This is a genomic window from Klebsiella pneumoniae complex sp. WS1778 (assembly GCF_049472055.1).
Lineage (GTDB): Bacteria > Pseudomonadota > Gammaproteobacteria > Enterobacterales > Enterobacteriaceae > Klebsiella > Klebsiella quasipneumoniae.
On the sequence record NZ_JBKGTJ010000007.1, the window covers coordinates 1 to 11,221 of the forward strand.

Annotated in this window: 11 protein-coding genes; 8 read left to right on the forward strand and 3 right to left on the reverse strand. The window is 57.0% G+C overall.

Annotated elements, in window-relative coordinates; genetic code table 11:
* Positions 1-294 precede the first annotated feature (294 nt).
* The 3 genes from ACLEXF_RS22670 to panM form a co-directional block, all read right to left on the reverse strand.
* A complete protein-coding gene (locus ACLEXF_RS22670; protein ID WP_043522569.1) occupies positions 295-2,340 on the reverse strand; it encodes a DUF2207 domain-containing protein in 2,046 nt (681 codons plus the stop codon).
* Positions 2,341-2,343: 3 nt separating this feature from the next.
* Positions 2,344-2,886, reverse strand: a complete 543-nt coding sequence (locus tag ACLEXF_RS22675) for a LemA family protein (protein WP_043522571.1) — start codon at positions 2,884-2,886, stop codon at positions 2,344-2,346.
* 312 nt (positions 2,887-3,198) lie between these two features.
* Positions 3,199-3,582, reverse strand: a complete 384-nt coding sequence (gene panM, locus ACLEXF_RS22680) for an aspartate 1-decarboxylase autocleavage activator PanM (RefSeq protein WP_048295678.1) — start codon at positions 3,580-3,582, stop codon at positions 3,199-3,201.
* A 423-nt stretch (positions 3,583-4,005) separates the two neighbouring features.
* On the opposite strand from panM, the gene livK reads away from it, so the two are divergent.
* From livK to ugpB, 8 genes are all read left to right on the forward strand, one after another.
* The gene (livK, locus tag ACLEXF_RS22685) at positions 4,006-5,115 is read left to right on the forward strand and encodes a high-affinity branched-chain amino acid ABC transporter substrate-binding protein LivK (RefSeq protein ID WP_407259565.1); all 1,110 of its coding nucleotides are present in this window, start codon (positions 4,006-4,008) and stop codon (positions 5,113-5,115) included.
* Between the two features lie 61 nt (positions 5,116-5,176).
* Entirely contained in the window at positions 5,177-6,103 is a 927-nt protein-coding gene (gene livH / locus ACLEXF_RS22690) for a high-affinity branched-chain amino acid ABC transporter permease LivH (RefSeq protein WP_002920807.1), read from the forward strand.
* Positions 6,100-7,377, forward strand: coding sequence for a branched chain amino acid ABC transporter permease LivM (gene livM / locus ACLEXF_RS22695; protein WP_004202111.1), 1,278 nt, complete (start codon positions 6,100-6,102; stop codon positions 7,375-7,377). The genes livH and livM overlap by 4 nt, the downstream gene beginning before the upstream one ends.
* Positions 7,374-8,141, forward strand: a complete 768-nt coding sequence (gene livG, locus ACLEXF_RS22700; RefSeq protein WP_002920803.1) for a high-affinity branched-chain amino acid ABC transporter ATP-binding protein LivG — start codon at positions 7,374-7,376, stop codon at positions 8,139-8,141. The genes livM and livG overlap by 4 nt, the downstream gene beginning before the upstream one ends.
* Before the next feature lies 1 nt (position 8,142).
* Complete coding sequence (gene livF / locus ACLEXF_RS22705) at positions 8,143-8,856, forward strand: high-affinity branched-chain amino acid ABC transporter ATP-binding protein LivF (protein WP_004145133.1); 714 nt, start codon at positions 8,143-8,145, stop codon at positions 8,854-8,856.
* 163 nt (positions 8,857-9,019) lie between these two features.
* The gene (locus ACLEXF_RS22710) at positions 9,020-9,241 is read left to right on the forward strand and encodes a type II toxin-antitoxin system Phd/YefM family antitoxin (RefSeq protein ID WP_048295677.1); all 222 of its coding nucleotides are present in this window, start codon (positions 9,020-9,022) and stop codon (positions 9,239-9,241) included.
* A complete protein-coding gene (locus tag ACLEXF_RS22715; RefSeq protein ID WP_002920800.1) occupies positions 9,238-9,606 on the forward strand; it encodes a type II toxin-antitoxin system death-on-curing family toxin in 369 nt (122 codons plus the stop codon). Before ACLEXF_RS22710 ends, ACLEXF_RS22715 begins: the two co-directional genes overlap by 4 nt.
* A gap of 291 nt (positions 9,607-9,897) precedes the next feature.
* On the forward strand, positions 9,898-11,214 hold the full coding sequence (gene ugpB, locus ACLEXF_RS22720; RefSeq protein ID WP_004174008.1) for a sn-glycerol-3-phosphate ABC transporter substrate-binding protein UgpB: 1,317 nt from the start codon (positions 9,898-9,900) through the stop codon (positions 11,212-11,214).
* Positions 11,215-11,221 lie beyond the last annotated feature (7 nt).

Sequence of the window (11,221 nt, forward strand, 5' to 3'; positions counted from 1 at the left end):
GCTGCAAATGCGTTGTCTGCGGCCCTCAACCCCGGTCACTTACTGATGTAAGCTCCCGGGGATTTCGGGTCTTGACGCCTTTTTGCAACGCGAAATGCTGGGTTAAATGGGCGGGGCGCCTTTCACGCTGCAAATGCGTTGTCTGCGGCCCTCAACCCCGGTCACTTACTGATGTAAGCTCCCGGGGATGTCGGGTCTTGACGCCTTTTTGCCACGCGAAATGCTGGGTTAAATGGGTGGGGCGCCTTTCACGCCCCAGATGTGTTGGCCGGATAAATGCTATCCGGCCTTCTCTTACCAGCCACCGCCGCCACCACCACCGGAACCGCCGCCTGACGATCCGCCACCGGAAGAGCCGGAACCGCTATAGCCCGACCCTGACGAGTCACCCTCTGAACGCTGCACCGGCTTCTCGCCGGCGGCGGAATGACAGCTCTGGTAGAAATGATGCATATCCTGCCAGTCTGCCTGCGCTAACACTTCCGACATCGCGCCGGTGCTGCTTAAATATCGGGAAAAAGTGTTCGCCAGGGTCTTTCCTACGCCGAGCGCCAGAGCGACCGGCAGCAGGCTTTCAAAGTGAGCGACCATCTGGTCAGGTGGATAAAGTGTCTGATAACGCTTCTCTTCGGCGGTTTTAATATACAGCTTCAAGCCCTTGGCGACGGCCAGATCGTTTAACCCCTTCTGCGTATAGCGAGGTGTTTTCCAGGCGACGAACGCGCACAGTGCGATGGCGGTTAACAAGGCGCCAGGATAGCCGGCAGGAAGTTGGGTGAGGGGTAGCATGCCAAGCAGGAAAACACCGCCCGCCACGGTGGCGAAAGGGCTAAATACCAGCGCCATCAGGATCATCACTGGTCCCAAACTACGCAGGGTTTTCATCGGATTGCGTAAAAACCTCAGGCACAAATACGTCATCACCCCGCCGACCGATACAAACAGCAGACAGGGAACGGTGAGCGCCGCCGCCGCCGGGCTAAATCCGATGCCGCAAACGATCGGGATCAGCAGAGCAATATAAATACAATGACGCAGCGGTTTACCCCATGTCCGGCACAGCTGCGATTTCTGCTCTTCACAACATTTTTCCAGCCATCTGCGCGCGTTTTGCATCAACGTTTGATGCGGCGTACTGAGATTGATGTTCTTACGTTTAGCGCTGAAAAGCAGGCTCATCAACTGCTTTTCATTGGGGTTCAGCGGCTTATGTTTTTCGTCTGGCTGACGGGAAAGCCACTGCTCATCAACAGGGGATGAAGACCACGCGCCTTTGGTTTGGCTTTTTTTACTCGTTAATCTGATTGCTCGTTTGGCAACCAGTCCCAGCAAATCGCTACTGAATGCCACATCATCATACTTACGTTGCGTAATAAAGCGCAGATAGCCTGGCGACATCGCGGCGGGCAGCGAAAATAGCGGCGTCACCGGCGGCATTTTTAACCCCGCCGCGATGACGTTTTTGCGCCACCACAGCCAGTAGTAGCCAACAAGCAGTAGCAGGGGAAGCCAGATAATACTGGTGGCCAGCGTCGGCACCAGTAAATGGACCAACGGCCAGACCGCTTCGGGCGCGGCGGCGCCTGCCAGAATATCTCGAGGCCAGGTATAGACCACGGTTAGCCCTTCGCCGGTGGCAAGGGGGCGGGAAGTTTGTATGCTGCCATCAGGCAGGATGATCGCATGGTGGTCTTTCGCCCCCTGACGACCAGTGTAAACATCAATGGTGCGCAACCTTGCATCTCTGCCATCCGCATTCAGCTGCCCGGCGGCGTCAGGCAGTACAAGCTGGAAACGGGCTTTCCCGATTGGCCAGCTCCAGTCGTTGCCCGTCACGTTCCAGTACAGCTCATCCCAGTCATGGAAGCGGCTGAAATGGTTGCTAACCTGATAGCGAATTTCATAGTTATAAATACCTGGCTTCAGGGTGCGATCGGCGCTGCCAATGCGCACGGTCAGCGCTTTTGTCGTGCGATCGAGGCTGTAGGGTTCAGGGAGTCCATTGCGTGAGACCGATTTGATGACGTAATCAACGCTAAAAATTTTGCCGTCCTGCCGGTGCCAGGAGAGAGGTAGCGTGCGGAAAATGCCTCGACGAATCTCCTTTCCGAGGGACAGCACGGTGATATTTTCCCGCATCTCCATGCTGCCGTTTGGCTGAAAACGCGCCAGGGAATCGAAAAAGAGAATATGTTCATACGCGGGAACCCGGCGGACATTGGCCGGGAGTGGCGACGCCTCGGTGATAGCGTTATCGTCGCTGACGGCTAAGCCAGAGATGCTCAACAGCAGCAGCAACAGGCCAATACTGCGCAGTATCCGCATGGACCAGGTGGACATAGGTCACTCCATCCGCGGCAATTTGGCTTCTTCAGGGGACTCCAGTTCAAAGAACAGTTCCGCCCTGAAGCTAAACAGGCGGGCCAGCAGCAGGCTGGGGAAAGACTCCACCAGAATATTAAACTCACGGACCGTGGCGTTGAAGTAACGGCGGGCCATTTGCAGCTGTTCTTCTATTTCGCCAAGGGATTGCTGCAGCGAGAGGAAATTTTCGCTGGCTTTGAGTTCCGGATAGGCTTCCGCCAGGGCGAAGATACGACTCAACGTTCCGGCATATTGCTGCTCGCTGTCGGCCACCTGTCGGGGATTGCCGATCAGGACGCTGCGCTGGCGGCCGATCTCTTCCAGCAGCTCTTTTTCGTGCTGCGCATAGCGTTTGACCAGACTGAACAGATTGGGCGCCAGATCGTGACGGCGCTTGAGCTGGACGGCAATGCCACTCCAGGCTTCATCTTTGAAACGGCGTAGAGAGATAAAACGGTTATAGGTGAAGATCGCCCAGATAAGGATCACGGCGACAATAGCCAGCCCGATATACATTTCCATATGTTTATTCCATGTTGACTGCTGATGATCGCGTTGCGCTGAATACTTTCTGCGCAATTTTACGCGTCAGCGAATCTTACCGCACGTGAAACGCCAGGAGAAACTGTGCTTGCAGATTAAATTCTGAAATATCACGCGAGCCTTTGTCCTGGCGGATATCTGACAGGACAATCCGCAGTTTCACGTTCGGGGCACCATGGCATTATCGTCGCAGTATGAAATAAACAAGCCCAGCCGTTCACCCGCGGCTGGGCTTTATTCCGTTGCCGGGAGGCAACAAACAAGCGCTGTGTTACCTGACGAACGCTTTTCTTAATGCTTTTCCCAACCGGTCTGCTGGGCGCTAAAGCCGAGCGCCTGCATAAAGGCCGCCATCACGCCGCGGTCCTCCACCCCTTGGTCGGCGACGCGCCAGCTTTTGATGGCCGGGTTATCACGCAACGTCTCTTCCACTAAATATTGCCCGACGCCGCGGCGGCGGGTCACTTCACGCACGCACAGATCGCTGAGCTCACCTTCAACGCCGCGCAGGGTAACGCGCACGGCGCCCAGCAGGCGCTCGTTAAAGCGGGCGGCGTAGAGACGATGGTTTTCATCAAGGGTCAGCGTCGACAGATCCTGCGACGGCCAGATTTTTCCCAGATCAATGCGATCCTGATCGCTGAAGTGCTGTAAACGGATAATGGTCAGTTTCATGGGCGGCAAGTCCAGTGCAAAACAGAGGCGCCAGTGTACCCAAAATTGCTGTCTGGCGGAGCGCTGTTTTTTGCGCATACATCAGGGGATTCGTTTTCCTGGCGTTGTTGGGGTAGCGCAATCCGTCATGGATCGAAAAATAAGCAGAATTTTAACCTAATGTGCAGCGTTTTATTCCGCCTTATGTATCGTTATTTTATGCTGCCGCATGGACTTTTTTTTGTTTATCTTCAGCAAAATACAGAATATTATCTTTGCTTAATCGACTGAAAAATAGAGATTTTAATCTGTTTTTTAGTGAAAAGCTGCGCTAAACCATTAAACTCAATGGTAAAAATGGCGTTGTTTAATAAAAGCACAGAATGCTTTTTAACCATAAAAATACAAAACATTTACACCACATCACGAACGGGGTTCTGCAGCATGAAAAGGAACGCGAAAACCATCGTCGCGGGCATTGTCGCATTAGCGATGTCGCACGCGGCGATGGCCAAGGATATTAAGGTCGCCGTGGTCGGCGCGATGTCGGGCCCAGTGGCCCAGTGGGGCGACATGGAGTTCAATGGCGCGCGTCAGGCGATTAAAGACATCAACGCCAGCGGCGGCATTAAGGGCGACAAGCTGGTGGCCGTCGAATACGACGACGCCTGCGATCCGAAGCAAGCGGTCGCGGTAGCCAACAAAATCGTCAACGACGGTATTCAGTACGTTATCGGCCACCTGTGCTCCTCTTCCACCCAGCCGGCTTCCGATATCTATGAGGATGAAGGCATCCTGATGATCTCCCCGGGAGCGACCAACCCGGAGCTGACCCAGCGCGGCTATCAGTACATCATGCGTACCGCCGGCCTCGACTCCTCGCAGGGGCCGACCGCGGCGAAATATATCGTCGAGAAAGTGAAACCGCAGCGTATCGCCATCATTCATGACAAGCAGCAGTACGGCGAAGGGCTGGCGCGTTCGGTGCAGGACAACCTGAAAAAAGCCGGCGCCAACATCGTCTTCTTTGACGGCATCACCGCGGGGGAAAAAGATTTCTCCGCCCTGCTGGCGCGCCTGAAGAAAGAGAACATCGACTTCGTCTACTACGGCGGCTACTACCCGGAAATGGGCCAGATGCTGCGCCAGGCGCGCTCCGCCGGGCTGAAAACCGTGTTTATGGGGCCGGAAGGGGTCGGCAACGCCTCGCTGTCCAATATCGCGGGCGCCGCGGCGGAAGGGATGCTGGTGACAATGCCAAAACGCTACGATCAGGACCCTGCCAACAGCACCATCGTCAACGCGCTGAAAGCGGAGAAGAAAGATCCGAGCGGGCCGTATGTCTGGATCACTTACGCCGCGGTTCAGTCGCTGGCGCAGGCGATGGACAGAACCGGCAGCCAGCAGCCGCTGGATTTAATCAAAGATTTGAAAGCGCACGGGGCGAAAACCGTGATTGGGCCGCTGACCTGGGATGAAAAAGGCGATCTGAAGGGATTTGAGTTTGGTGTCTTCCAGTGGCACGCCGACGGCTCTTCGAGCGCGGCGAAATAAGCGCTGAAGATGAGTTATCCCTCCGCCCGCGAACCGCGGGCGGTTTGAAAAAGGTTACCTTATGTCCGAGCAGTTTCTCTATTTTCTGCAGCAGATGTTTAACGGCGTCACGCTGGGCAGTACCTATGCGCTGATCGCCATCGGCTATACGATGGTGTACGGCATTATCGGCATGATCAACTTCGCCCACGGCGAGGTCTATATGATTGGCAGCTATGTCTCCTTCATGATCATCGCCGCGCTGATGATGATGGGCATCGACACCAGCTGGCTGCTGGTCGCCGCCGGCTTCGTGGGCGCCATTGTGATTGCCAGCGCCTACGGCTGGAGCATTGAGCGCGTGGCCTATCGGCCGGTGCGTAACTCCAAACGTCTTATTGCGCTGATCTCCGCTATCGGGATGTCTATCTTCCTGCAGAACTACGTCAGCCTGACCCAGGGCTCCCGCGACGTGGCGCTGCCGAGCTTGTTTAACGGCCAGTGGGTTGTCGGCCACAGCGACAGCTTCTCCGCGACGATCACCACCATGCAGCTGGTGATCTGGGTGGTGACTTTTATCGCCATGCTGGCCCTGACGCTGTTCATTCGCTACTCGCGGATGGGACGCGCCTGCCGCGCCTGTGCCGAAGACCTGAAAATGGCCAGCCTGCTCGGGATTAATACCGACCGCGTTATCGCCCTGACCTTTGTCATCGGCGCAGCGATGGCGGCGGTGGCCGGCGTGCTGCTGGGGCAGTTCTACGGCGTGATTAACCCCTACATCGGCTTTATGGCCGGGATGAAGGCCTTCACCGCCGCCGTGCTCGGCGGTATCGGCAGTATTCCGGGCGCGATGATCGGCGGCCTGATCCTGGGTATTGCCGAAGCGCTCTCTTCTGCCTATCTCAGCACTGAATATAAGGACGTGGTTTCCTTCGCGCTGCTGATTCTGGTGCTGTTAGTAATGCCGACCGGCATTCTGGGCCGCCCGGAGGTTGAAAAAGTATGAAACCGATGCAAATTGCAATGGCGCTGCTCTCTGCTGCGATGTTCTTCATTCTGGCGGGCGTCTTTATGGGCGTGCAGCTGGAGCTGAACGGCACCAAACTGGTGGTGGATACCGCCGCCGATATTCGCTGGCAGTGGATCTTCATCGGCACCGCGGTGGTCTTTTTCTTCCAGCTGCTGCGGCCGCTGTTCCAGAAAGCGGTTAAGAACGTCTCCGGGCCGAAGTTTATTATGCCGGCGATTGACGGCTCAACGGTGAAGCAGAAGCTGTTCCTGATCGCCCTGCTGGTCATTGCCGTGGCCTGGCCGTTTATGGTGTCGCGCGGCACGGTGGATATCGCCACCCTGACGATGATCTATATCATCCTCGGCCTCGGGCTGAACGTGGTGGTCGGGCTTTCCGGCCTGCTGGTGCTGGGCTACGGCGGGTTCTACGCCATCGGCGCCTACACTTTCGCGCTGCTGAACCACTATTACGGTCTCGGTTTCTGGACCTGTCTGCCGCTGGCCGGCCTGGTCTCCGCGGCGGCTGGCTTCCTGCTCGGTTTCCCGGTACTGCGTCTGCGCGGCGACTACCTGGCGATCGTGACCTTAGGCTTCGGCGAGATCGTGCGTATTCTGCTGCTCAACAATACCGAAATCACCGGCGGGCCGAACGGCATCAGCCAGATCCCGAAACCGACCTTCTTTGGCCTCGAGTTTAGCCGTAGCGCCCGCGAAGGCGGCTGGGATACCTTCAGCAACTTCTTCGGCGTCAAATACGATCCCTCCGACCGGGTGATTTTCCTCTACCTGGTGGCGCTGCTGCTGGTGGTGCTGAGCCTGTTCGTTATCAACCGCCTGCTGCGGATGCCGCTGGGGCGGGCGTGGGAAGCGCTGCGTGAAGATGAAATCGCCTGTCGTTCGCTGGGCCTGAGCCCGACGCGCATTAAGCTGACCGCCTTTACCATCAGCGCCGCGTTTGCCGGCTTTGCCGGGACGCTGTTCGCCGCGCGCCAGGGCTTCGTCAGTCCGGAATCCTTTACCTTCGCCGAGTCCGCCTTCGTACTGGCGATCGTCGTGCTGGGCGGGATGGGCTCGCAGTTCGCGGTGATCCTGGCGGCTATTCTGCTGGTGGTGTCGCGTGAGCTGATGCGTGACTTTAACGAATACAGCATGTTAATGCTCGGCGGCCTGATGGTGCTGATGATGATCTGGCGTCCGCAGGGGCTTCTGCCAATGACGCGCGTGCAGTTGAAGCTGAAAAACGGTCAGGCGAAAGGAGAGCAGGCATGAGTCAGCCATTATTATCCGTCAGCGGCCTGATGATGCGTTTCGGCGGTCTGCTGGCCGTCAACAATGTGTCGCTGGAGCTCAGAGAGCGCGAGATCGTCTCGCTGATCGGCCCCAACGGCGCCGGGAAGACCACGGTCTTTAACTGCCTGACCGGTTTCTACAAGCCTACCGGCGGCACCATTCTGCTGCGCGACCAGCATCTGGAAGGGCTGCCGGGCCAGCAGATTGCCCGGATGGGCGTGGTGCGGACCTTCCAGCACGTGCGTCTGTTCCGCGAAATGACGGTGATTGAAAACCTGCTGGTGGCGCAACATCAGCAGCTGAAAACCGGACTCTTCTCCGGTCTGCTGAAAACGCCGGCCTTCCGTCGGGCGCAGAGCGAAGCGCTGGACCGCGCGGCCACCTGGCTGGAGCGTATCGGCCTGCTGGAGCACGCTAACCGCCAGGCCAGCAACCTGGCCTATGGCGACCAGCGCCGGCTGGAGATTGCCCGCTGCATGGTGACCCAGCCGGAAATTCTGATGCTCGATGAACCCGCGGCGGGGCTGAACCCGAAAGAGACCAAAGAGCTGGACGAGCTTATCGCCGAGCTGCGTAACCATCACAACACCACCATCCTGCTTATCGAACACGATATGAAGCTGGTGATGGGCATTTCCGATCGTATCTACGTCGTGAACCAGGGGACACCGCTGGCCAACGGGACGCCGGAAGAGATTCGTAATAACCCGGACGTGATCCGCGCATACCTTGGTGAGGCATAAGATGGAAAACGCGATGTTAACTTTTGACAACGTCAGCGCCCACTACGGCAAGATTCAGGCGCTGCACAACGTCAGCCTGCATATCAAACAGGGCGAGATTGTGACGCTTATCGGCGCCAACGGCGCGGGGAAAACCACCCTGCTCGGCACGCTGTGCGGCGATCCGCGCGCCTCCAGCGGGCGCATTGTCTTTGACGGTAAGGATATTACCGACTGGCAGACGGCGAAGATCATGCGTGAGGCGGTGGCGATCGTCCCGGAAGGGCGGCGCGTCTTTTCGCGTATGACGGTGGAAGAGAACCTGGCGATGGGCGGTTTTTTTGCCGACCGCGATCAGTTCCAGACCCGCATCAAATGGGTGTATGAGCTGTTTCCGCGTCTGCACGAGCGCCGTATCCAGCGCGCCGGCACCATGTCCGGCGGCGAACAGCAGATGCTGGCGATCGGTCGCGCTCTGATGAGCCAGCCGCGTCTGCTGCTGCTGGATGAACCGTCATTAGGGCTGGCGCCGATCATTATTCAGCAGATCTTCGATACCATTGAGCAACTGCGCGAGCAGGGGATGACTATCTTCCTCGTCGAGCAGAACGCCAACCAGGCGCTGAAGCTGGCCGACCGCGGCTACGTGCTGGAGAACGGTCACGTGGTGCTGGAGGATACCGGCGACGCGCTGCTGGCCAACGAGGCGGTGCGCAGCGCCTATCTCGGCGGTTAATTCATCGCAACCCGGCGTCATTAGCTTCGCCGGTTTGTAGCCCGGGCGAGGCGCTTGCGCCGACCCCGGGAGCCGATCGCACGAATACATTTAAAAGAGCCTGTTGGCTCTTTTTTTGTACATGTCTGTTGTACAATAAAAGAGTACAGCTTTGGAGGTTTTTATGAGAACGGTTAACTATAGCGAAGCCCGGCAAAATCTGGCCGATGTGCTGGAAAGCGCAGTGACAGGTGTACCTGTGACCATTACCCGTCGTGGGCATAAATCTGCAGTCATCATTAGTGCAGAAGAGTTTGAACGCTACCAGGCGGCCAGAATGGATGATGAGTTCGCGGCTATCATGGCGGTTCATGGTGTTGAGATCAGGGAGCTTGCGGATAAATGACGCTGCAGATTATCTCAGCGGAAGAGATAATACAGTTTCATGACAGGCTGCTCCGCGTCACGCCTGGCGTTGCCGGTATGCCCGACCCGGGGCGTGCCGAAGCGATAATGTATAGGGTGCTAAACAAAATTGAATATGAAGGTGTGACAGACGTGTGGCGACTCGCTGCGATGCACCTGCTGGCGATTTCTCGCGGTCATATATTTAATGATGGTAATAAGCGTACGGCACTGTTTATCACCCTGCTTTTTTTAAAGCGAAATGGAATTATATTGCCGGCGAATCCAGACTTCGTCGGCATGACCGTCGAGGCTGCAGCGGGGCAACTTACCCTGGAACAGATTGTCGCGCGCTTGCGCGGATGACGGTTAACTCGTAGCAACCCGGCGGCGCTTCGCTTGGCCGGGCTACCCAAGCCGTTGTAGCCCGGGCGAGGCGCTTGCGCCGACCCCGGGAGCCGATCGCACGAATATTATCCGTGTCTCAGCTCCCACTTTACTTCCCCCATCCTTTCATCGGCTTGTCATCTCTCTGACCCGTTACTATCTTTTTTTTGTAATAAAAAAGTTATTTTTCTGTAATTCGAACATGTCATGTTACCCCGCGAGCATAAAACGCGTGAAATCGCGCATCCGGCACAACAAGAGAGATAACCGATGATATCGTTACGACATACAGCTTTAGGACTGGCGCTGAGCCTGGCTTTTGCCGGTCAGGCCCTGGCGGTTACCACCATCCCGTTCTGGCACTCAATGGAAGGCGAACTGGGTAAAGAAGTGGATTCTCTGGCGCAACGCTTTAACGCGGCCAATCCTGATTACAAAATCGTTCCGGTATACAAGGGCAACTATGAACAGAGCCTGAGCGCCGGTATCGCCGCCTTCCGTACCGGCAACGCGCCGGCGATCCTGCAGGTGTATGAAGTGGGCACCGCCACCATGATGGCGTCGAAAGCCATTAAGCCGGTCTACCAGGTGTTTAGCGAGGCGGGCATCAAGTTTGATGAATCGCAGTTTGTGCCGACGGTCGCCGGGTATTACACCGATTCGAAAACCGGCCATCTGCTCTCCCAGCCGTTTAACAGCTCCACCCCGGTGCTGTACTACAATAAAGACGCCTTCAAAAAAGCCGGTTTAGATCCAGAGCAGCCGCCGAAGACCTGGCAGGATCTGGCGGCCTACACCGCGAAGCTGAAAGCTGCCGGGATGAAGTGCGGCTACGCCAGCGGCTGGCAGGGCTGGATCCAGATCGAGAACTTCAGCGCCTGGCATGGTCTGCCGGTGGCGACGAAAAATAATGGCTTTGACGGCACCGACGCGGTTCTTGAGTTCAATAAGCCGGAGCAGGTGAAGCATATCGCGCTGCTCGAAGAGATGAACAAGAAGGGCGATTTCAGCTACTTCGGGCGTAAAGACGAGTCCACTGAAAAGTTCTATAACGGCGATTGTGCCATTACCACTGCCTCGTCCGGCTCGCTGGCCGATATCCGCCAGTACGCCAAATTTAACTACGGCGTCGGCATGATGCCTTACGATGCCGATGTGAAAGGCGCGCCGCAGAACGCTATCATTGGCGGGGCCAGCCTGTGGGTGATGCAGGGCAAAGACAAAGAGACCTACACCGGCGTGGCGAAGTTCCTCGACTTCCTGACCAAACCGGAAAACGCCGCCGAGTGGCACCAGAAAACCGGCTATCTGCCGATCACCACCGCGGCCTACGATCTGACCCGCCAGCAGGGCTTCTATGATAAGAACCCGGGCGCCGATATCGCCACCCGCCAGATGCTGAACAAGCCGCCGTTGCCGTTCACCAAAGGCCTGCGCCTGGGCAACATGCCGCAAATCCGCACCATCGTCGATGAAGAGCTGGAGAGCGTGTGGACCGGCAAGAAAACCCCGCAACAGGCGCTTGATTCCGCCGTTCAGCGTGGGAATCAGCTGCTGCGCCGCTTCGAACAAGCGACCAAATCGTAATCTGTAA